The 21836-nt window shown below is 47.5% G+C and carries 20 protein-coding genes; 10 read left to right on the top strand and 10 right to left on the bottom strand.

Annotated elements, in window-relative coordinates:
- The first annotated feature begins 53 nt into the window (after nucleotides 1-53).
- Complete coding sequence (locus tag ACLWNV_RS11595) at nucleotides 54-1058, top strand: hypothetical protein (protein WP_413584600.1); 1005 nt, start codon at nucleotides 54-56, stop codon at nucleotides 1056-1058.
- Nucleotides 1059-1152: 94 nt separating this feature from the next.
- Here ACLWNV_RS11595 and ACLWNV_RS11590 read toward each other — a convergent pair whose 3' ends face one another.
- On the bottom strand, nucleotides 1153-1812 hold the full coding sequence (locus ACLWNV_RS11590; RefSeq protein WP_413584599.1) for a hypothetical protein: 660 nt from the start codon (nucleotides 1810-1812) through the stop codon (nucleotides 1153-1155).
- 152 nt (nucleotides 1813-1964) lie between these two features.
- On the opposite strand from ACLWNV_RS11590, the gene ACLWNV_RS11585 reads away from it, so the two are divergent.
- Nucleotides 1965-2612: an HD-GYP domain-containing protein gene (locus ACLWNV_RS11585; protein ID WP_413584598.1), complete on the top strand. Its 648-nt coding sequence runs from the start codon at nucleotides 1965-1967 to the stop codon at nucleotides 2610-2612.
- 71 nt (nucleotides 2613-2683) lie between these two features.
- Here ACLWNV_RS11585 and ACLWNV_RS11580 read toward each other — a convergent pair whose 3' ends face one another.
- A complete protein-coding gene (locus tag ACLWNV_RS11580; protein ID WP_413584597.1) occupies nucleotides 2684-3484 on the bottom strand; it encodes a DUF1338 domain-containing protein in 801 nt (266 codons plus the stop codon).
- Between the two features lie 91 nt (nucleotides 3485-3575).
- Between ACLWNV_RS11580 and ACLWNV_RS11575 the strand changes: the two genes are divergently transcribed.
- The 4 genes from ACLWNV_RS11575 to ACLWNV_RS11560 all read left to right on the top strand — a co-directional run bounded on the left by ACLWNV_RS11575 (nucleotide 3576) and on the right by ACLWNV_RS11560 (nucleotide 9964).
- Nucleotides 3576-4592 carry a DUF2817 domain-containing protein gene (locus tag ACLWNV_RS11575; protein WP_413584596.1) on the top strand — a complete coding sequence of 339 codons (1017 nt, stop codon included), beginning with the start codon at nucleotides 3576-3578 and terminating at the stop codon, nucleotides 4590-4592.
- Nucleotides 4579-5319, top strand: coding sequence for an alpha/beta fold hydrolase (locus ACLWNV_RS11570; protein WP_413584595.1), 741 nt, complete (start codon nucleotides 4579-4581; stop codon nucleotides 5317-5319). Before ACLWNV_RS11575 ends, ACLWNV_RS11570 begins: the two co-directional genes overlap by 14 nt.
- 147 nt (nucleotides 5320-5466) lie before the next feature.
- Nucleotides 5467-6906 carry a transposase gene (locus tag ACLWNV_RS11565; RefSeq protein WP_413584594.1) on the top strand — a complete coding sequence of 480 codons (1440 nt, stop codon included), beginning with the start codon at nucleotides 5467-5469 and terminating at the stop codon, nucleotides 6904-6906.
- Nucleotides 6896-9964: a hypothetical protein gene (locus ACLWNV_RS11560; protein WP_413584593.1), complete on the top strand. Its 3069-nt coding sequence runs from the start codon at nucleotides 6896-6898 to the stop codon at nucleotides 9962-9964. The genes ACLWNV_RS11565 and ACLWNV_RS11560 overlap by 11 nt, the downstream gene beginning before the upstream one ends.
- Here the strand turns inward: ACLWNV_RS11560 and ACLWNV_RS11555 are convergent.
- Entirely contained in the window at nucleotides 9961-10776 is an 816-nt protein-coding gene (locus ACLWNV_RS11555; protein ID WP_413584592.1) for a TIGR02147 family protein, read from the bottom strand. The two genes, ACLWNV_RS11560 and ACLWNV_RS11555, sit on opposite strands and share 4 nt — an antisense overlap.
- Nucleotides 10777-10886: 110 nt before the next feature.
- On the opposite strand from ACLWNV_RS11555, the gene ACLWNV_RS11550 reads away from it, so the two are divergent.
- Entirely contained in the window at nucleotides 10887-12365 is a 1479-nt protein-coding gene (locus tag ACLWNV_RS11550; RefSeq protein ID WP_413584591.1) for a hypothetical protein, read from the top strand.
- 36 nt (nucleotides 12366-12401) lie between these two features.
- Here ACLWNV_RS11550 and ACLWNV_RS11545 read toward each other — a convergent pair whose 3' ends face one another.
- The 5 genes from ACLWNV_RS11545 to rpmG form a co-directional block, all read right to left on the bottom strand.
- Nucleotides 12402-13094 carry a hypothetical protein gene (locus ACLWNV_RS11545; protein WP_413584590.1) on the bottom strand — a complete coding sequence of 231 codons (693 nt, stop codon included), beginning with the start codon at nucleotides 13092-13094 and terminating at the stop codon, nucleotides 12402-12404.
- 6 nt (nucleotides 13095-13100) lie between these two features.
- Nucleotides 13101-13853 carry a hypothetical protein gene (locus ACLWNV_RS11540; protein WP_413584589.1) on the bottom strand — a complete coding sequence of 251 codons (753 nt, stop codon included), beginning with the start codon at nucleotides 13851-13853 and terminating at the stop codon, nucleotides 13101-13103.
- A 265-nt stretch (nucleotides 13854-14118) separates the two neighbouring features.
- On the bottom strand, nucleotides 14119-14790 hold the full coding sequence (locus ACLWNV_RS11535; RefSeq protein ID WP_413584588.1) for a hypothetical protein: 672 nt from the start codon (nucleotides 14788-14790) through the stop codon (nucleotides 14119-14121).
- Complete coding sequence (gene dcd / locus ACLWNV_RS11530) at nucleotides 14772-15308, bottom strand: dCTP deaminase (RefSeq protein WP_413584587.1); 537 nt, start codon at nucleotides 15306-15308, stop codon at nucleotides 14772-14774. The genes ACLWNV_RS11535 and dcd overlap by 19 nt, the downstream gene beginning before the upstream one ends.
- Complete coding sequence (gene rpmG, locus ACLWNV_RS11525; RefSeq protein WP_142700722.1) at nucleotides 15308-15487, bottom strand: 50S ribosomal protein L33; 180 nt, start codon at nucleotides 15485-15487, stop codon at nucleotides 15308-15310. The genes dcd and rpmG overlap by 1 nt, the downstream gene beginning before the upstream one ends.
- A 136-nt stretch (nucleotides 15488-15623) precedes the next feature.
- Between rpmG and ACLWNV_RS11520 the strand changes: the two genes are divergently transcribed.
- From ACLWNV_RS11520 to ACLWNV_RS11510, 3 genes are all read left to right on the top strand, one after another.
- Complete coding sequence (locus ACLWNV_RS11520; RefSeq protein WP_413584586.1) at nucleotides 15624-16514, top strand: ChaN family lipoprotein; 891 nt, start codon at nucleotides 15624-15626, stop codon at nucleotides 16512-16514.
- Between the two features lie 61 nt (nucleotides 16515-16575).
- Nucleotides 16576-16983, top strand: coding sequence for a response regulator (locus tag ACLWNV_RS11515; RefSeq protein ID WP_413584585.1), 408 nt, complete (start codon nucleotides 16576-16578; stop codon nucleotides 16981-16983).
- A gap of 9 nt (nucleotides 16984-16992) precedes the next feature.
- Nucleotides 16993-17883, top strand: coding sequence for a hypothetical protein (locus ACLWNV_RS11510; RefSeq protein ID WP_413584584.1), 891 nt, complete (start codon nucleotides 16993-16995; stop codon nucleotides 17881-17883).
- Between the two features lie 16 nt (nucleotides 17884-17899).
- Here the strand turns inward: ACLWNV_RS11510 and ACLWNV_RS11505 are convergent, their stop codons facing one another.
- Nucleotides 17900-19849 (bottom strand): ATP-binding protein, encoded by a 1950-nt coding sequence (locus tag ACLWNV_RS11505; RefSeq protein ID WP_413584583.1) that lies wholly within the window; start codon nucleotides 19847-19849, stop codon nucleotides 17900-17902.
- Nucleotides 19846-21696: a FecR domain-containing protein gene (locus tag ACLWNV_RS11500; RefSeq protein ID WP_413584582.1), complete on the bottom strand. Its 1851-nt coding sequence runs from the start codon at nucleotides 21694-21696 to the stop codon at nucleotides 19846-19848. The genes ACLWNV_RS11505 and ACLWNV_RS11500 overlap by 4 nt, the downstream gene beginning before the upstream one ends.
- Between the last annotated feature and the right edge of the window lie 140 nt (nucleotides 21697-21836).

The raw sequence follows: 21836 nt of genomic DNA, 5'->3' as shown, positions 1-21836 counted from the left end.
AATGGGATTCTATTGGCTCTCGGGGTGGTCTAAGGATTGCTCCGTTGGGTTCCATGACTAAAATCATTCAAAGACTTATCGTGGGCGTACTGGTGGGAATGGGTTTGCAACCGGGGCAGACGTGGGCTGCCGATAGCAAGCTTGTTACGGATACTTTGGTGAAAGACCTGTCTTGCCGTAATCTTTCGGTCGACAGTATTTACTCGGCCATTCAACCGGGATCAGCATTTCACATTTTTTATCACATCCCTGTGCAAAACTGGTATTTCAAGTCCGGCGGTCCTAATTTAGGAGTGTGCTGGGGCTTGGCCAGCGTTCAGCGTAAGATGTTCTACCTTGCGCGTTTCGAGGAAAAAGAAGAGCTTGATAAGCAGGAGCTGATGCGGCGAACCTTGAATATGGTGCGTGGTCACGAACTCAGCCCTGTGCAAACGGGGAATGGGCGCGAGCGCATGCTAAAAACGCCGTTTAAAAACTATGAAGTCCTAAAATTCTCGGACCTGTCTTTGTTATCCTCCTGGGCCCGCGAGGACCAAAAGCCGGATGGTTTGTTTCCAATAATCAACAAAGGATACAAAGAAGTTGTGAATGGGGATACTTACTGGAAGACATTTAAGATGGATGTGCAGCGTGCACAGCAGGAGCGTTTTTTTAGAGGCTCCAATCTGTCGATGGTTGTAGGTGCCCAGGACAATCGCAGCACGGTTGATAACCTGCTGACGTTTTCAACCTTAAAGAGAAATTTGAAAGGCAATCGCCTGACGCTTTTGAATTTACGTTTCGGCAGATATGACCAACACGTGGTCGTCGCGAAAGAGTTTCGGACAATCGGTGACAAACCCGCGATCGTCGTCTATGATTCAAACAATCCATTGCAGAACGGTGTGATTTATTTCGATGAACAGACGAAAACGTTTCACTCTCCGGGAATTTATCGCGGAGTCGTCAGTGAAGGTGATCCGGAACGTGCAATTGGTGTTTATATTATGGATGAAGAAGAGCGGGGACCGATTGAGGCAGCAATGCTGAAACACTACCAGGCTCAGTGTCAGAAATGATAAACCCAGCCTAGGTATCAGGGAGAGAGTGCATGTCGCTAAAAATAGTTCTTGTCTGCGCTCTCTTGTTGATGGTTCTGGCGGTGGTCACAGCTTAGTAGTAAGCAAAAATTCCGGCAGTTCCAGTGAAGCCTGTGTTTGCATAAAAGCCGCCCGTTACAGTCTGGCGCTCATACATGTATCCCAAATCAAATCGGAAGCACGCTGAACTGGAAGTGGGAAACCATTTAACCACAAGGCCCCCGAACGCATCGACGACATCCACTTTCGTGCCGTTGCCGCGATCAATATTTCCAAAAGCACCCCAAGCCGTCAGGCCATATAAGAATGCTTCGCCTGTGATATTCGGAACCAGATTATAATCCGCAAAGCCACCTAACTTCCATGCTGTGGAGGTGATGTCATTTGCATGATTCATACTGAATTGAACAAGGGGGCCCACCTCAAAAGTCGCCAAGTTCCAGCCAAAGCGCATATCTAAACTCATGCTCGATTCGTTGGTCGCATTTTGCGCATCAGACTTGGTGTTTGAAAAACCAAAGCTCATACCGACAAAATGATCCCGCGTCGCCATGCCCATTTCATCACCGAACTGATCCTGGGAAATAAGATCGTAAACGGCACCGGGGCTAAGCGGGGAGTTGCTTTCCACGATAGCGGTGTTGCCTTTAACTTTGCGAACTTTGATTTTCTGCGCGGATGCGGAGCCTGCAGACAGAGTGATCAGGGTGAAAATCAGAAGTAGTTGTCTCATCTTGGCTCCTCAGGTTGGCGATGGCTATATTTTCAAAGTGATCCCCAAGCCTGTCAACGGGAACTTGTCTCACTGTGAGAATCGGGTGCTAGATTCAGTTAAGTTTATCCAGACCAAGGCCGAAAAGTTTTTAAGGGAATGAAGGGAGTGACATGTCTTCGAAGTGGGGAAATATTCCGTCGTGGGCCTATGATTCTGCCAAGTCATTGATGCAAACTTTGAAAACTGTCGACCCTGAGACTTATGCTCATTGCTGTCGTGTCGGGGAACTTTCGCGCAAGCTCGCCCGCGATGCGGGTCTGAATGAATACGAACAGAAGCTAGCGGAGTTCGCCGGCCTTTTCCATGACATCGGTAAGATGGGTGTCAGTCAGTCAATTATCGCGAAGCCCGGAAAACTTGATCCTGCCGAGCAGGAGATCATGCGCTCTCATCCCGTGATGAGTGAACAAATCATCAAGCCCTTAGCAAATCATAAATTTTTTGAACAAATACTTCCAGCCATCCGTGGTCATCATGAGCGCGTCGATGGAACGGGTTATCCCGACAAAATTGCCGGCGATAAGATTGATGTTATTGCGCGGGTGATTTTGGTGGTGGATACCTATGATGCCATGTCGCAGACCCGCGCTTATCGTAAAGGCTTACCGGATGAAGTGGTGTATGAAGAGCTGGTTCGTTGCTCGGGGACGCAGTTTGATTCGCAGTTAGTGAAAGTGTTTTTGCAGGCGCATCCGAACTGGTCTTCCCAGAAAAATGATCAAGAGACAGAAAATCTGATCATCCGCAAGATCGCCTAAGGCTTTCCCACGCAGTTATAACAAATAAAAAACCCGCTTCAGGAAGCGGGTTTTTGTTTTTCGGAAGCAGTTTACTTTTGCTTGTTAGTGCTTTCAAAAATCTTGTCTGCGGATTTAGCGACAAAACCCTGATAGAACTTGCCGTTATCCATTTTATAACGTTTCGCAAACTCATAATAGCAACCTGGAATATTGAAAGTGCCGTCAGAAAACTTCACCGGGATTTCAGAAGCCATCGTGGAAGATTGCTCCAGATAATCAGCCTGAGTGCCTTTAACCAGGCCACCGGATTTATTCAAAACAACGCCTTTGCCTTGCAGGTAATCATTTAGATAGTTGATGTCCTGGAATTTTTTAAGGTTGTTGATGTTCACTGTGAAGTGATTCGGACGGAAGCCGTAAGCCGCAACCCATGAAGCGTATTCAGACTCTTTCGCAAGGTCAGAGTAAAGTGCATAAGACATATCCCACGGACGTCCGCACATGGAGAAATCTTCACCGTCGATCACGTTTTGTGGAATGGAGTCAGCCAGTTTGTTCAATGTTTCACGAATGAACTGAGATACTTTCTCCAGCTCCAATTCAGAAATAAAGATTTTCGGCATTCTTTCATCCGGATGTTCGTAGTGACGGGCGAAAAGTTTTTTCTCTGTGAAGATATACGGTTCACCTTTTTGTTCGTAGCCGAATTTTTTAAATTGCTTGGCTAGGGATTCGATCCCCAAGCGCGGATGATTAAAGGTGCGAAGTGCAATGTGGTCATTCAAAACCGTTTCACCCTCAGCGACGAAAAGGTCATGGATGCTTTTGGCAGCGGGGTTTAATTTGCAGTAATCCACCCACATTTTTTCTAATAAAGTTTCAAGGGTCATGTTGTCTCCCATTTAGAATTAGAGGATACTTCTCTTGGTAAATCGGAGCAACGGAAGCACTTGGCTTTAAGCGTTAATGTCGGAGCTGACAATGAGTACCATTCCTGAGATCCAACAAATTGAATCCCGGATCCATTCCCTCGGTGATTTAGCTCGTTCCGAAGTCTTGGCCTACAGCCAGGGTGGGGATATCCAGCTGCCAATTTATAAAGTTTCCTTCGGGACTGACAGACCCGAGGCGCCGGTTCTGGGAATTGTGGGTGGAGTTCATGGCCTGGAACGAATCGGCTCGCAGGTAACAGTGGCCTTGCTAAATTCATTTTCTGAACTCGTTCGCTGGGATCGTCAGATGCAGCGAACCTTGCAGGATATTCGCGTATTCTTTATTCCCACCGTAAATCCCGTCGGCATTTTGCAAAAAACCAGATGCAATCCGCGCGGGGTGGATTTGATGCGAAATGCGCCGATTGATGCCGACAAGCCCGCGCGCTGGTTAGGTGGACATCGCTATTCCAATAAGCTTCCCTGGTATCGCGGCAAAGAAAATGAGCCCATGGAGATTGAATCTCAGGCACTGGTTCGGGGAGTGCAGCAGGAAATCGCGGAAAGTTCCCTGGCCATCACCTTGGATTGTCATTCGGGATTTGGTTTGCAGGATCGGTTGTGGTTTCCCTATGCAAAAACGCAAAAACCGTTTCCGGAATTGGGCTTGATGCATTCCTTTAAGTCTCTTTTGGATCAAACCTATCCCCATCATTTTTATAAAGTCGAGCCGCAGGCAGGGACTTACACGACCCATGGCGATTTGTGGGATTATCTGTACCTGCAGCATAACGGCGTTCCCCGAGGCAAAAAGTTTTTGCCACTGTGTCTGGAAATGGGTTCGTGGATGTGGGTGAAAAAACATCCCTCGCAATTGTTGCGGGCGGATGGGGCTTTCAATCCTTTGATTGGTCATCGGCATCAGCGCACTTTGCGTCGCCATAATACTTTGATGGAGCTCATGATTCGCGCGATCGCAAATCCCGAAGCCTGGGCGCACTTGACGGAGTCGCAAATCGGAGCGCACGAAGTAAAAGCGCAGGAGCTGTGGTATGCAAAAACCTAAGAAATGGATTTTAATCAGGGGCCTTGCCCGAGGAAAAGGTCACTGGGGTTCTTTCCCCCAGAAGATGCAAAAGTTTTTTCCGAATGATCAGATCGAGATGATTGATTTGCCAGGAAATGGTGAACGCAATCAGGAGCAAAGTCCCCTGGCGATTTCTGAATACGTCGCAGATCTTCGTCAGCAGTCGCAGTTCGTAAAACAAAACGAAAGCTTTCATCTTTTAGGGATTTCCCTGGGCGCAATGATCGCGGTCCAATGGTTGAACGATCACCCTCAGGAAGTTGAGAAAGCGCACTTGATTTGCACCAGCTCTGCCAGCACGTCCGCGTTTTATCAGCGCTATCAACTGCGCAACTATCTGCCGACATTGCGTTTGTTTTTTGCGGCAAAGGATCCTGAATTGTATGAGCAAACTGTTCTTGCGATGACAACGAATGATTTTGCTCGCCGTCAGGCGGAGCTTCCGGGATTAGTGGAGTACTCGCGAAAGTATCCCGAGCTTCGCGGAAACGTCGTGCGCCAGTTGCTGGCGGCTTCACGTTTTCAAGTTCCTAAAAATTTGCCGAAGTCGGTCAATCTGCTGGGCAGTTTTGGTGATGGATTGGTGTCGCCCCACTGTACTTTGCAGTTGGGAAAACTCTGGGGAGTTGAACCCAAGATGCATGACGCAGCGGGGCATGATCTGCCAATTGACGACCCCCAATGGGTGCTGGAGCAGTTACTCTAAATAAGGCAGCCTAAGTTCACAGAAAGATTTTCAGTCACCCCTTCAAATCCTCTATATTCGATTAGAACTGTTTGGGAAACAGGGTGTCGTTGACTCCCTTTCGCTCTTATTATCTTCTACCGCCTGGACTTAAATCCAGAGGGAAACGTGAGGGGAAAAACCTATCTGCTGGCGCTGTTTATCAGTGTTTTTGCAGGTTCCAATTCCATAGCTGCCGAATCAAGCCTTAAGCTGCCAAAAGCTGAAGGCATCAGCACGATTAAGAATCCTGAGAAATCAGATGATTCAAGGCCTGCCCACGTTTACGGCCAGATCCGTTTGGAAGGCATGCAATACTTCACACCGGTTCCGGATGCTCCGCGCCTCACTTACAGTCAACTTCTCTCCGCGCGCCTTTCCGTTCTTAAAGAAACCAGTTGGTTGGATGCCGCTTTCGATGTGACCGGGGGAACTTATTTCTCCCGCGGTCAAACTCACATGATCATGCATGAAGCTTACATCGCTTCGAAAGGTGAGACGTTCAAGGTTTTTGCCGGCCGCAAGAAAAAGGACTGGAGTGATATCGATCACCGCTGGAACCTGGGGTTGTGGCAACCGTATTTGAATTTGGATTCTCTTCGTCCTGAAGAGGAAGGTCTGACCGGGATATTTTTTGATTATAACCAAAAGAACTATCAGGTTATGGCGATGGTCACGCCTATGTTTATTCCAAGCATGGGTCCCGATGTTCGTGAAGAGGGTGGGGGCCTGGTTGCTGACAGCCGCTGGTACCGTGCACCTTCCCGCAATTATGATTTCAACTCGCGCATCAATACGATTTACTACAAGCTGGATATTCCTGAACAAGCGAAGCTTGTAAATAACGGTGGCGCATCGCTGATGACCCGTTTGGGGGATAAATCCAAGGGGACTTGGGTTGTCGCCAGTGCGGGATATCTGCCAGTAAATGATTTGATTTTAAAGCGTCAGGCATTCAAGCAAACTTCCGATGATAAACTTGACGTCACAGTATCACCAGCCGTCACGTATCACAAAATTGCCTCTGTCGATTTGGGATATTCCTTTAAAGCTGTGAAAACCACTTTGTCGGTGTTGCACGATGAACCAGAGGTTCGTTATCCCGATGAAGAATGGGTGATGCAAAAGCTTGAGCCTTTACAGGCTTACTCTGTCGCAGCGGACTTTGTTCTGACCGATATCATAACTCGCGCGATCGCGGTTCAGGTGGCATACCTGAAAGTGGTCGGTGGGGGGATTCAGGATATCACAGCCACGGGCGATGCTGACGATTTCACGCTGTATGATTCCCGTATGAAATTCACCAACAGTTTGATGTTGCGCCTGGAAGGTCAGGTGGCAACGTGGTTCAAACGTCCACTGGTGACGCGTATTAAGTATCTTTACGACTATGATCAACGGGGTTCCCTGTTGAATACCGAGTTTCAATACTTCCCCACGCAGAAATGGGCCGTGGTGTTGGGTGGTGACGTTCTGGGAGTTCAGGATGAAGGCTATAAGACTTCAAGTTTCCTGAACCAATTCCGCGCCAACGACCGTTTCTATGGAGGCATGACTTATGTTTTCTAAAAACACTTTGCTCGCGGTTTTGTTGTCAGCTGTGACGGCATTTACTGCCGGCTGTGATTCTAAAATCGGCGAGGCACCTCCAGAAACCAAAGCTCACGAATATGCCGGAGCGTCTTGTTTGTCTGACACCAGCTCTGCCATGCGCGACTTTATCGCAGGCGAAGCGAAAGACGGCGAAATCAATGCCCTGTGGAGCTGCCTGGGTGGAGCTGTTCAAAGCTTTCAGCGCTACGTTCGTGGCAGTGACAAGTCCCGCTATACGTCTCAGGAACTGGCGACGTTCATCGAAAAAAACTTCATGGATCAGACCAAGTCGCCCCATATCAGTAAAGAACTGCAACTGGAGTTCATGAAGCTAAAGCAGTTGTTCCTGGGAGGTAATGTCGAGTTTTTGACACAAAAAGAACTGACGCGTCTTCAGGAAGTTTTTGCGCTTTTGAATGGCATCACCCTGCGCATGAATCCGTACATGAAGATCATGGTTTTGAAGTGGTCCGTTTCTGAAACGAATCAGGTTCAAAAGGACATGCAGTTCTTCGAGGACGCGAATAAGGAACTTCAAAACTCCGCGCGCGCCTTGGCCAATCACATCGAGAAAAATGGTCAGGCCTATAACATGTCTGATTTCGTCACTTTCCTAAATGAATTGTCCCTGGCTTTAGATGACGACTGGTCCGGAGTGGAAGTGGTTCGCACTTACATGCCGGTGGTTAAAAAAGTTAAAAAAGCCCTGGCGGGTGGAAATGAACATGCCATTGCTCCAAATGAATGGCGTCGTTTCAGTCTTTTGGGGGCTCGTGGTTACATCCAATATCTGCGCTACTATTATTTTATCGAGCAGGTTCCAGAAACCGACACTGGTTACCGTCTGACTTATCTTGCGCGCACGATGGAAGACGTTCTGTCTGTATTCCAGGACTTGGTTGCGGAAAAACCAGAGGGTGTTGTTTCCCGCGAGGAAGTGAACGATCTTTTGATGACGTTTTCCAAAGTCTGGCCGGCATTTAAAGTCAGCCCGAAAATGATTTTGGAATCCATGAAGGTAAAACAGCTGATCTTTGGTGGCAGCATGGATTCCTTCACGACGGGTGATTTCAAAACAGCGCGTATGAAGGTGAACAGACTGAAACTTTTGGTCGAGCGTTTTCTTCCATACTATCCGATTTATAGCCGCGACTGGGATCCTCAGATGTACTCTTATGAAGAGGCCCAAAAGTATTTTGCTGATGCTCAGACGGTATTGGAAAATTCCGGAAACGAACTAGGCGCCTTGGTAGAGGGGCCTTACGATCTGAATGATTTGGTTGTCTTGTTGCGCGAGTACGAAGCTTTGTATCCGCACAAACCTAGGGACGGCGAATCCTCCAAAGACTATGTTCCGATGAGTGATCAACTGCAAAAACTGATGCCGATGATCGTGGATGCCAAAAACATGGTCTTCGGCGGGAATGACTCTTCCTTGTCCAAAAAAATCTGGAGTCCGTTAATGGCGATTGGCGCTCGTGTGTACATGAGTGCTTTATATCACCATTACTTTGTGGCAGGGCAGCCCATGGAAGACATTCGCAGCCTGCGTTCCATGTCAGTTTTCTCGAATCAAAGTTTGAATCTGGTGCGCGAGATCCTGGTTAAAAAAGCCAGCCATCAGCTTTCCATGAAAGAGATCCTGCAAATTGCCAATCGCTTAAAGCAAGCAGGTCACCTTCCGGATAACTTCAAGCTCGATACGTTGAAACCGATTTTGAACCTTGCCGTGAACAATGTATTGGTTGCACCTGAGGACCGTCTGGAAAACTACATTCCTAACGCTATCACCATGCACTCTGTGGAGTTGTTGCGTGATGAAGTGCAAATCTGGATTGATACCGAGATTTTCTTTTCCAAGCTAACTCGCAAGTTCAACAAAAACGAAGGACTTCGCCCGCGGGATTTTGCAGCAGCCATCGAGAAAGCCCGCACCAACCCGGATAGCTCTTCGTCTTTGCGAGAGGGCTTAAAAGAACTGGGCTACGTTGTTGATACTCCGGCTCCCTTGACTATTGATGAAAAGGGGCGCCTGTTCATCTCCCGCGAACTGCCGCAGGTTTATGACCGTGCTTCCATGAGCCAGCTGAATTTGAACCGTGCTTTGGCGCGTATCATGATGCGCTCTTTTGCCGGAAACCTAAGTCGCATCAAAGCTTATGCGGGTGTGACTTTGGAAGAAGTAAACGCTGTTTTTAGAACAGTGAAGCCGTTCTTCGTGGATCTGGCGATGCTGGAACCTGAAAACGACACCTTCGGGGATGCGCGTTTCCGTGATGCCAATATTTTCATGCCTCACTCTGACGGTAACAAGTACGCGTCCTTTACGGAGCTGACGGATCTTGTGGGCATGTTGTGGTCGGGTGTGACGGTGAACGGAATGCTGACTTTGTCTTTGCCAGAGAACTGCCTGTTTGAGCAAAACGTAAAAAACAAAAAAACCGGTCAGTTTAAAGTAGAAAAAATGGTGAAGGTTGATTGCGCAGCCAACGCGTATCGCTTCTCGTTGATGGATAATATGACGGCGACGCCTGCATTCCGTCGTTACTTAAAAGGCGCGAACAAAGACCTGACGCTTGAGTTTATCAATAACATCTTTAAGTCTTCAGGATATGTTCCGAACTCGTCACGCACCACAAAGCTTGCGGACCTGGCACAGGTGCCTCACGCCATCCAGTACGTGGAAGTTCTGTTCGCGCGATTTGATATGGATAACGACGGGTATCTGACCCGATACGAAGCTTCAAAAGCGTTCGATTTGTTTTCTGATCTGTTAAAGCAATATGCCGGGGACCAAGTGGCTTCCAAAGATCTGGAATCCGTCTTTATGTTCCTGCTTCGCTACGGTAAGGCACCAACAACGCTAAAAGAAAAAGCGACGTGGTTCCTGCGCTGGAAGGGCAAACCCCACAACTGGGAAGTAGCCGCCGACCGCGGTCAGCTCGCACGCATCCTGGGATACATCGCGGATATGAGCAACGCCTCAACGGCTGCAACTATTCCGGAGCTTCCAGCAGAAGATCTGATTAACTAAACTTCAAGCCAATCCAAATTTAAAAGATAAAGAGTTTCCGACGGTGAAGGGTCGGAAACTTCCCGGACTTTCTTGATGGAATCAAGCAGAAGGCTGCGCACTTTCATGACGTCTTCTTTGGAAAGACAAATCGCCAGACTGTAGGCAAGCTCGCGCGCGCTTTCCATCGAAGTGTGACGGGACATCGCCTGCAGACGCCACTGACTGTGGTGTGAACCGATTTGATAAGAATCATGGCCTAAGTGCATGTGGGTCGGGCCCACATTGAAGCGAGTTCCGTCTTGAATGCAAAGGCCCTTATCCAGAAGAAAATCCATCGCTTCAGAACACTCTTTCAGCGGAATGCCCAGGCGTTTAGCGATGTCTTCGAGGGAGTTGCTTTCAGGTAAAACACAAGCCAAGCGAATGGCGGCATATATCCATGAAGAGTAAAAACGTGTCGTGTCTTCCGAAGACAATAAAACATTTTCATGGGGAACCACGCCGGAAATCTGATGGTGCTTTAAGCGCAACTCTTCCAATTCGCGGGATAATTCCAGACGCAATTCTTCAGAACCCGCTCGATCAAAATCCGCCATTCTTAGGAAGTAACGTTTTTGCCAGGTCCCCAGTAACATAAAGTTTGCGATTCCCAGAGCCTGCTCTGTGTTTAATGAGCGCTCCCCACTTAAAATCAGACTGAAATACGAAGGAAAAACCCCAGCGGCCTTGGATAAGCGGCCATTGATTCCACGACGTTCCACCGGCGAAAGGCTTTCAATATAGGCCTTCACGAAATCCACGGGTTTTTTGAAAAGGAAGATGTCAGTCATGGCGCGCAATTAATCAAATGATTAAGGAAAACACAATTAATTAGTTAATAATTAATTTACGCGCATCGCATCACTATGCTAGAACCCTTTTCATTCAAGGAGTTCTGAACATGAAACAAGCGTTTCTGTCTTTATTGGTTTCGGCATTTTCACTAACTGCTTTGGCACAAATGGGCCCAAGCAATGGCGGTGGCGGCGACGTTGTTGTTCTTCCGAACGATCAAGTTGTTTTGGCTGATCCATTTTTGGATCACAGCGGAAATCAACCAAACAACATGCCTCCGATGAGATCCATTAATCCGCGCATTATTCAGGCGATTCTGCAGTATGGAAGATTCAGCGTAAAAACTCTTGAGCGTCTTTCAAACGGGGAGAACGCAATCATCAAGCAGATGGAACTTTTGGTTAATCCCAAAGACAATGACCTAAGATTTTACGCCGTGCAATCCGCTCAGGAGTTGGCGAACTTCTGCGCTCCGGGTGGAAAAAAGTCCTACAATCTTCCAGATGGCGCTTCGGTGCAAAGTGTGGCGTGTACTGCAGGCCATGAAACATTCTTGGTGGAGCCTTTGTTCCTTCGTCTGACTATCCGTGATCAGGCCATGCTTTTGATTCATGAACGACTGACTACTTTGCGCGATAATAATGGTGGAAAAAACTATTCAGCGATTGCTCGCTTTACCACGGGGCTTAAGGCATTTATCGCGATCGGACAAGAGCAGGTTAAAGGCATCGCCCGCCAATTGACGGCGAAAGAAGTTCAAGTCCTGACAGATTTTTATGTCGCGACCGAGGAAATTGAAAGACGTAATGGCGATATCGAGGAAACCTCTTTCACCTACCAAGCCCATCCTTATGGTGGCGGTATGATCGCAGCGAGCGCTCAGGTAGCAAGCTCTGCCTATATTGATCTTCAATCACAAATAGCAGGTGGGTCTTATGTCGGTCCGGGTGCTGTATTAAAAAACTTCAGTTTTGTTTCAAGCTGGGAGGGAGATCCGGCCAAGGTTGAAATTCAAGCCGGTGTTCAGGCTCAGCACGTTGAAATTCGTTGTAAATATAACGGTCCTTGCAGTCATAGCTTTGTGATTGGTCAAGGCACTTACCTTAATAATGTATTTATTTACGTTAACGAGCAAACAAGAATTGCCTCAGGTCAACGTCTTAGCAATGGGGAAGTTCGTATTGAAGCCAAGGAATTTGCCCCTATAGGTTATAAGCTTAAAGAAATGAAATCTGAAAACTCAGTAGCATGTCCTACCGATGGACAATATTGGGGATCAGATGAAAGACGAATCGAGATATTCACCACGAAAATGGTCGGCAAAGAGAAAGTATTTGGGAGGGATTGGAAGTACAGCAAGTGCAGTGTTAAAATCCACACTACAAATTCGCTGTCGCCGAAAGCTCCCGGCAATCTGTATGGTCTAAACAATAACGGTATTCTATATAAAGCAGGAGTTAGAATCCGTTATAGAATGGAAACGGCAAAGTATCCCGCCATGTTGAACTTTCTGCGCTCGCAAGGATTTGGCATCGGTGAAGACAGCCAAGGCATCTATGTCGATGCTCCCATCGTCAAAGAATAAATTGGTAAAAAAAAGGGAGCGAACAGGCTCCCTTTTTTATTGGAAAGTATAAGCCAGGGAAACTCCAGCCAGAGTATTCACGACCGCTTGAACAGGGACATCGAATCCCTGTGAGGTGTCGAGGGCTTTGTTCCAAACGTTGTCGTCTTCGGAAATAAACCGGGCGAATAATTTTACCAGAAGAGTTTCAGTCAAGTAGGTATAATAGCCAGCGCCCAGGGTGAAGTTCTTATTCACACCCGAAATTGCGCCCCCGGAAGCCGGGGAGGACCAGGAAATCCAACTGTAGGAACCGCCGAGGCCGATCGACGTATAGATCGTTCCGATATCCATCTTGTAGTTCAGTTCGGCAGAAACTCCCAAACTGGTTCGAAGTATTTGGAAATCAGTGCTATCCAATAAAACGGCAGCGCTATTGAAGCGTAAGTTGTTAAACGCGAAGGTGACTTCCGGAGAGATCTTCGTTCCAAATCCTTTGTCGCGGTTTTTACTTGGGGCCATGCTAAGGCTAATGGCATTGGCCAGGCTGCCGATGCCTTCGCTGTTGGAAACGCTCGAGTTGGGGGATTTGATAGTGTCGCGATCCACCAGAAACACCGAGGTTTCGTTCATCGCCAAATCCATCGAGACAGCATTCGGCAAATACCCGCTGATCTTCTCTGTCAGAGAACTCTCCGCTGCAAAGGTGGTTTGAGATATTATAAGAAAAAGAAGAACCAGCGATTTCATCACAGACTATTGTTTTAACTCGCGGAGTTTCAACTCTTCTGACATTAACTTTTCAATGCTCGCAAACACGTAGGCAACGGTCGGCAATGACTCGAAGGCCTCATTGAAGTTCGGAATATCGAAACCGTCGTACTTCACACCAAGCTCTACAATTCGAGTCGAGTTACCAAGAGTGTCCTTGCTGGAGGCAATGCACGCTTTCAAAGAGTCCGAACTCATAGTTTTGATAACTTCACCGTATGTTCCCTTTTGGATGGAATCTAGGCTAACACCGCTGTCAATGTAGGTGATAATCATGCGAGTGAAGATTCGGTGGCGAGTTTCCATTTCGGCATATCCAACTTCACGATTTTCCACTGCCAGTGCGACGCTGTTTGCGATTTGTCTTGCATAAACATCGCCCAAATAGCGATAGACCTTTTTTCTGTAGTTAAAGATTTTTTCTTTTTCAGGAAAAAGAACGACTTTCGTATCGCCAAGTTCAAGTAACTTTGTCGCCTTTAAAGCGTACTTTTCCAATAGCACTTGGACGATTTCTAGGTCGCGAATCTCTGCAAGAGGCTCTTTGGATAACAGAACCGGAGCTTCTTTCTTTAAATCAATACCATGGGTATTTAGATCAGAAGAAATTTGCTCTAACTCGGAAACACCCAAGGTATGAATCTGCACATCTTCGGTTTTCTTAACACCCTCTTGGCAGGCCGTTGTGAACAAAAGCAATAGTGCAGAAATGGCGATTAATAGTACCGGCTTTTTCATAGGTCATTCCTTGGAATTTTGGATGGTCGAATTTACCATTTTCCTTAGGAGTTCTCTTGTTTGTAGAGCGAACCGGTAGATAAGTTAAAAGCTGTCGACAAGTTCGACAGCGGACATCGTGGTATATTTCATTTCCGCTTCGGAAGTGAAATATACCACGATGTCCTCGGGAAAGATATCGTGGCATTAATGATAAATGGGCGTATTGACTGACTGAAAAAGTCGAATCTGAAACTAGATAAGTTAGTGTGGTTGATTGAATGCCTTAGTTCAGAATCTTCGCCGTGCCGATAGCCGCGGCTGTTACGCGGGACTGGTTAACGATAAGGCCGGTGTAAATGCCGGCGGCCTGCTGGCTTGCTGGGTATGGGCCGGTTAAGTCGCCAGAGCTGTTTGTATCCAGATCGGCTGTGGCAGCCGCATAGGGCGTGTATCGCCAGATTAAGACGCGGGTTTTATTGCTGCCGCCCGTATCGTTATGGATGTCGATAACGAAATCCAAAGACAACGGCGCATACATTTGCGTGATGGCGCTGCTCACGGTAACCCAGTTGCCATTCACTCCCACTTGCACGCCGACATTGATGCCGTTGCGGGTGAATTTGATGGCGATGCCAGAATTTTCAGAGACATTCAGATCATTGGAGTTAAAAACCAGAGTCGTCGTGGCAGTCGTAATGCTGCCATCAAGCTGGCCTTTGAAGACGAAGGAATTATTGGTAAAGACTCCCGCCAGGGGATTTAGAAAACGAACTTTGCCGATGCCGTTGATTTCGGTGGAGGTCGCGGTCGTCAGTGTTCCGCCGATTTCCGTATAGGAATCAATGCCAGTTCCCTGATCGGAAAGAGTTCCACCACAGGCACTCAGCGAAAGGATCGCTCCTCCAGCTAACAGGATCAAAATTTGACGAGAGAATCTTAGAATGAATTTTTCCACATCATTGATTCCACTGGTAAAGGAAGCTTCTCGTTGTACTTAGCAGAAGGCTTCACGTTGTATGGCGTGAGGATTTCACCTTTTACTTCAAAGTAGATCAACTGCCCAATGGGCATTCCAGTGTAAACTCTGACGGGTTGTTTTACGGAGATTTCAAGAGTCCAGAAGTTGCAAAAACCAACATCGCCCTTACCAGCAGTCGCATGGATATCGATACCAAGACGACCAACACTGGATTTACCTTCAAGGAATGGAACGTGTTTTAGAGTCTCAGTGTATTCCTGAGTCACGCCCAAATACAAAGTATCCGGCATGAGAACAAAGCCCTCATCCGGAATCTCGAAGGTACGAATCTTGTTATGCTTCTTAGCGTCCAGCACTTTCTCTTCATAGACTGCAAGAGTTTTACCCAAGTGAACATCGTATGAGTTCGTGCCCAGGCATTCTCTGCGGAAGGGCTCAACTTTAATTGCGCCTTCTTCCATGAAATCGAGAATCTGCTGATCCGTAAGAATCATTACTTAGTTTCTCTGTGAACCGTGTGACGTTTCAAATTTGGATTGTACTTTTTCTTTTCAAGACGGCTTGGAGTCTTAGTTTTGTTTTTCGTTGTAGTGTAACGAGAAACTGGTTTGCCTTCACCGCGAGCTTCAGTGCACTCAAGCGTGATGATGATTCTTCCTGATTTTTTAGCCATTTTCGTACCTCTTAAAACTTCATATGTATTGCCTCGCGTAACATGCGAAAAATGACAATACCTTTTCAAAGGGGCTCAAGGTATCAAAGGAAAACGGAAACTTCAACAGACAAATTTGCGTCTTACGAGGGAAATCATGAAGACTTTGAACCTTTTTTTGGTAGCCGTTCTTGTTTCAGCCTGCGCACATGCTCAATCTACTGGCATCTTCAGAGGGAACGACCTGCAGGAGACGACCTTATCTGAGTCCCTTTCTAAAGTCACTCCGGGCTCAATTATCCTGGTTGGAGAGAACCACGGACTACCAGAGCACCAGCGTCAACAGCTCCAAATCATGCAGGGGCTAAGGGACTTGGGGCACGTGGTCTCCGTCGGCATGGAATTTTTTACATATATAGACCAATCCCACGTGGATGCGTACCGGGCCGGGGGCTTGGGCGAGGCGGATTTTCTAAAAGCGATCAACTGGGGAAAGCCGTCCTTTGAACTCTATAAAGGGCAGACGCTGTTTGCACGGGCATCGGAAGGTGCGAAAACTGTGGCATTGAATGCTCCGCGGGGTTTGACCGGAAAAGTGTCCAAAGGTGGACTGCCGGCATTGAGCGAGCAGGAGCGTGCGTTGCTCCCGCCGCAGTTTTCCTTGGGCCGGGATTCTTATAAGAAGCGCTTTCTTGAGCAAATGCCTCATCTGCCAAACCCTGAAGCCGGTGAACGATATTTCGCGGCTCAATCAATCTGGGACGACACGATGGCGTGGCGGGCGACGGATTATATACTGGCTCATCCCGAGCAAGTGCTGGTTGTGGTTGTCGGGGAGTTTCACACTCGCTTCGGCGGAGGTTTGGGAGATCGCATTCGTGCGCGTTCCCCGCAAACTCCTGTGATTACGTTTTCGCAGGTAAACACCACCGACCTAAGTGAGACGGAGCTTCAGAGTGAGATTACTCCACATCAAGAGTATGGAGTCCGGGCGGATTATCTATGGTTGGAGCCCGCGAAAAGTCCAGCCCCATGGAGTGGTGCATAAATTCCGTTGTTAATTGTCGGAGGAGTTTTCTAAAATAGGGGAACCGTTTGAAGGAGTTCCAATGTTTCCCCTCGAAACCCGCATCTTGGTAATTGATGACATGCCCTCTATCAGAGACTTGGTGAAAAACACACTCAAGGCTATGGGCTTTAAAAATATTCAAGAAGCTGGAGACGGGGAAGAGGGATTGAAAGTCCTTATGCAATCCAATACTCCGGGCTCAAGCATCCAACTGGTCATTTCTGACTGGAACATGCCGAAAATGAAGGGCCTGGAATTATTAAAGCACGTGCGCGCAACCGCAGAGTGGCAGAACCTGCCATTCGTGCTTTTGACTTCTGAATCAGAGCGCGATCAGGTGACCGAAGCCGTTTTGGCGGGAGTGTCCCAGTATATCGTGAAACCATTCTCCGCAAAAATTTTTGAAGACAAACTTAAAGCAGCATGGACTAAACACAATCCAAAATAAGTGAGGGGTATGGAACAATCCCAAACGTTTTCACCACGCGTGGGTCTGAAGAGGACCCTTTCTGACAGAACACTTCTGAAAGTCTTTTACTACCTGCTATTCCCCCTGGCATTGGCGTTCGTATTGCCTTTTGTACCGCTGATTCTGATGGCCTTTGAAGACGGCACTCCGCTGACGGCTTTCAGCTTTATGGCTTTGGCGCTGCCGATGCCGGCGATTATTTTATTCCAGGCGTTTTCGTTTTTTAAACCGTTGGCGTTCACTCAGGTCACGATCTTTCCGGATCGCCTGCAGATGCTGGGTAAAAACAAAAAGAATATTGAAATCAGCTACGCCGATATCCAGGAAGTGAAGATGTCGCATCTGCCTTATCAAGGTGGATCGTTCACTTTGATTATGAAAGAAGGTGAGAAGTTTAAGTTCACCGTGATCCTGGAGCGCAGTGAGTACGTGCTGGAAGCGATTTCCTCTTTTAATCCCGAGTTGTTGCCACCAGCTTCTTTTGAAATCTATCGTCGTACCGCGATCTGTGCGGATCACAATTACACGCGTATCAATGATGCTTTGAAAAACTGGCGCATGCTGGTGGTGAAGTACATGTTACTGCCGATTGTGGTGTCCGTTGTCGTTGTGCTGGTTGCGCCTTATGTGGGCCGCGTATCCATCACCGAAGATCTGGATAATGTATTTCGCTCTTTCACTCTGGCAAATTTGATTCTGGGAGTGATTTGTTTCCTGGTTGCGGCGCTGTATTTAACGGCCAACACCAATCAGGATCTGATCAGAGATCCTAACAATGCCCGCCGTAACCTGCCAGTGGAGGCCAAGGTCTATCGTTTGGCGGATATTGTTCATTGGGCGGTATTTGCGGCGTTCGTAATTTACTTCACGTTGCGCTAGGCAGGCTGACGTTGTTCTAAGCCGCTTTGAATTTTTTGACTGGTAAAAGTTCTGTGATGAAAGGCACTTCTACGAAAAGGGAAGTGCCTTTTCCGTTTTCAGAAACCACGCGAACTGTTCCACCCAGATTTTCAGCAGCATATTTGATCGCATCCATACCCACACCGCGGCCTGAAGTCTCTGTGACCTGTTCACGAGTGGAGAATTGGCTGTCAAAGATGTGTTGGATCACCTGTTCGTCTGATTCCTTCGACACATCCACGCCTTTGGCTGTGAGTTTCGAACGAATGACTTCCGGATTTACGCCCGCACCGTCGTCAGACACGCGGATCTGCAGATAGTCCACGTCGGGTTTTCTTAAGATATCAAACTGCACGGTGATCGTGCCGGCAGTGGGTTTGCCTTTTTCCTCGCGCACCGACGGCATTTCAATACCGTGATCCACAGAATTGCGGAAGGAGTGCACGAAGGTCGCAAATAGATTTGAATAGATCTCGGGCAACACTTTGATTTCTGAATTATTAAAGATCACAGGATTCAATTGCTTTTCCTGCTTTTCCGCCACCTTTTGAGCGACGTCACTGTAGGAAGTAAAGAATGAACCTACCGGCTCCATCAGGAATTCATTCATCACCAGACGGGCCGCCGCAGTTCCTTGAGGAAGCTTTTGCATTTCCTCGAGTGTGTGTTGCAGTTTGCTGACCGGAATTTCCAGTTGGCGTTCCTGGGACAGGGCCTTGTGACCCAGAATTTCTGATGTTTTATCCAGGAATTTTTCAAACGACTTTTGCACCAGTTGGCTTTCCTGCTGCAACTTCAGATATTGATCTGCATTGCGGGATTCTTTGAACTCCGCCAATGTCGTTTCAGCAGTGTGGCAGTACTCTGTCATGTCCTGAATGGAAAACAGGGCAGCGCCACCTTTTAAAGTGTGCAGTTGACGGAATAGGGCTTCGTCATCCGCGGATTCCCACGATGATTTAAGACCTGTGTGCAGTTCCGTCAGCATCACTTCGGATTCGCGCACGAAGCGACCGATTTGGTTTTTGTTTTGAACCATGTTGATGATCAAGTTTGCATAAGAGCGGTCTTTTTCCGCCTGCTCCTGAGCTTCCACCAGTTTGGTGATATCAGAGGCAACCATCACGATGCCTTCCATTTTGCCTTCAGCATTGCGCAAAGGGAAGTACTCAAGGGAAATGTGATTACCCTGGGAATGCGGGTAGCGTTCCGGTCCCAATGGTGCCAGGTCTTCAAACGGCAGCATTTCCATGAAAACGGTTTTCATCCATTTTTGGAAGCCATCGACTTTCTTCTCTGGAAGTTTTAGCACATCCCAGATGTTTTTTCCCTGGGGACGGTCTTCAATCGTGTTTTCGCAGGCTCTGGAAGTAATCTCCTGCACGCGACCTTCTTCGTTAAAGATCAGGAAGCCCTGATTTAAACTATCCAGCAGGGCCGTCATCATTTGATTTAAACGTGACAACTCCGCCGTGCGGTCTGCGACCATTTTTTCGAGGTTCTTGGAGTAGTTTTCCAGTTGAACTTTGGCGTCTTCAAGGTCTTTGATGACGTCTTCTTTTTGTTCAAGCTCGGCGCGATATTTCTTTTGCAGGCGTTCTTCCAAAGTAACGTCGCGAACAAAGACGATCCAGTTTTTATCACCCATGGAATCAAAGACGGGCTGCAAAGTCAGTTGCACTTTACCTTCCGAACCCTGTGGCGTCTGGAAATTCACTTCTTTGTAGGGAGTCGGATCGCACACGTGAATAAGCTTGTCCAGTCCATCAATGGGTTCGCTGAAAGTGAACAGATCCAAAAACTTCATGGAACCGCGAGTGATCTTTCTGACAGAAAGACCACAGACAATCGCCGCTGTCTCATTGCAATAGATAACCTTTTGCTCTGCATTCAGAACAAAGACCGGCTCTAGCAAGGTGTCGAACAGCGAGTATTGTATTTTCATTTTACAAAAGTTTCGTTCTTCTGATGATAAACTGTGAATTCGCGTTGTTTTGCCCAGTCAGACGGGGTGTCGCCCTGTGCTTCCGCGCGCACGCGCCAATAGATTTTGCCCAATGGAATTTTGGACTTAATCAGGAAGCGGTTGTTCTGCATAGTCGAAGTATAAAGGATTTTCGAGAAGTCCTCAGTGTTAGAAACTTCCACTGTATATCCAGTTGCACCGGCAACTTTTTTCCACTCCAGCCAGATAAATGGTTCTTGCTGGGTTTGCAGGAAGATCGACATGTTATTAAACGGCTCCATCAATTGTGGAACCGTCAGAATAGGGCGCATGTCATCGACTGTGATTTGGCCGATATCACTTGGTGGGCTGAGTTGACCCTTAGGGCTTACAGCATACACACGGTAATAGTGCTGACCTTTTTCAACCTGGGACCACAGCGTTGCAGTGCTTGGCACTTCATAAGTTTGAGGTGCCTGAAAGCTCATGTCTTTGGAAACCTGAACACGATAGCCACGGGTTTGAGAAACCGGTTTCCATTCAAGTTTCGGAGCCATTTCACTGGCAGGTCTGCGCTCTTCAGGACGCGGCAGACGGAATTTGATGTCTTTTGCAACCAACTCCGGGCGCTCTGGGATGGGTTCTTTTTTCGCAGTCACCTGAACTGTGAACGGAACCGCTGCAGACCACGTGGAGTTTTTCTTTTCGACTGTCGCACCGCTGACGCGCACCCAGTAAGTGCCTGTTGCCAGGCGAGGAGTCAGGATGTTTTGCAGAACAGAGTTGCCTTCTTTAACGATCGCAGTGAACTGCTCGTCACGGGAAATCTGCCAGTGATAAGCTTTAAGCAGGGGACCTGCAGACCAGCGAACTTCAGTAGAAATCGAAAGCTTGGAAGGATCATCTGTTTCCACTTCCATCTGGAAGCGGGCATCCGATACCGGAGCAGTGATCACCGGCGCATCCAGGTGAGCCAAGGTCATTTGACGAACTTCAGACAGGGCTACAGTTCCATTTTTTTCATAAGCTTTCACACGCCAGAAATAAGGACCTGGTTCCAACGGTTCGACCACATCGGATTTACCTTCAGCAGTTTCTTTAAGAACTGCGACATGCTCAAAGGCTGCCGTGGGTGAAACTTCCATTTCAAAACGCGCGATATTACCCTGGGCGCGCCATGCAAATGCCATGGGATCGTCAGGATTTTCTCTGACGAAAACAGTGTTGTTGGCAGTTTGCAGTTCGATCACAGGTTTAACCAGCGGCTTCATCCCTTGTTGAGAGACGGCGACCGGTTGGGATTTTTCCAGAGTTTTACGTTCCTTCTTGTCCTGATAGTTCAGGTTACCGGAAAGCAGACGAAGGTCGACGTTGCCAGAGTGGGATTTTTTGAATTCGATTTTACCGGAACCATCCAGGTTGAATTCTTTTTCACCGGATTTGATTTTCAAAGCGGTGCCCTTGTTGATGTCACCGACCAAGTTACCGTAGCGAAGGTCGAGCATCATCTGACCATTTTTCATGTTCAAAGTGATCAAAGAGTTCGGAGCAATGCGAATGATAGTTCCATCCTGCAGGCGGATTTGCGCCTCCGAACGCTCACCAGTATAAATGGAATCGTTATCGAAGATACGATCTTCGCGATTTGCTGGAAGCCAGCTGAATGTGTCCAGGTTTTTTCGACGCACGTCGTTTTGAGAGGTTGCAACTGAACCAATCAAATCCATCTGACTATTTCCATTTTTTGGGAATAGCAAAGAGTCATCGTACAAGAAGTACGAAAACAGCAGTAATGCAATCACTGCGACGGTAAATATGGTTTTCTCAGTTTTGCCTAAACGTGACATAAATCTCCCGTGAAACTCTTCGGTTAAGTGGGGAAATTAATTTACAGACCTTTGGCTAACTTATATGAGAATTTCTTTTCGGGTTACCTGTTACGAGGCATACTGACTTAGTGAAAAAACGTGGATTATCAATAAGATAT

It is taken from the genome of Bdellovibrio sp. HCB274 (assembly GCF_047306075.1).
GTDB lineage: Bacteria > Bdellovibrionota > Bdellovibrionia > Bdellovibrionales > Bdellovibrionaceae > Bdellovibrio.
The sequence above is the reverse complement of the archived record's forward strand: the minus strand, read 5'-3'. Positions and strand labels throughout refer to the sequence as shown.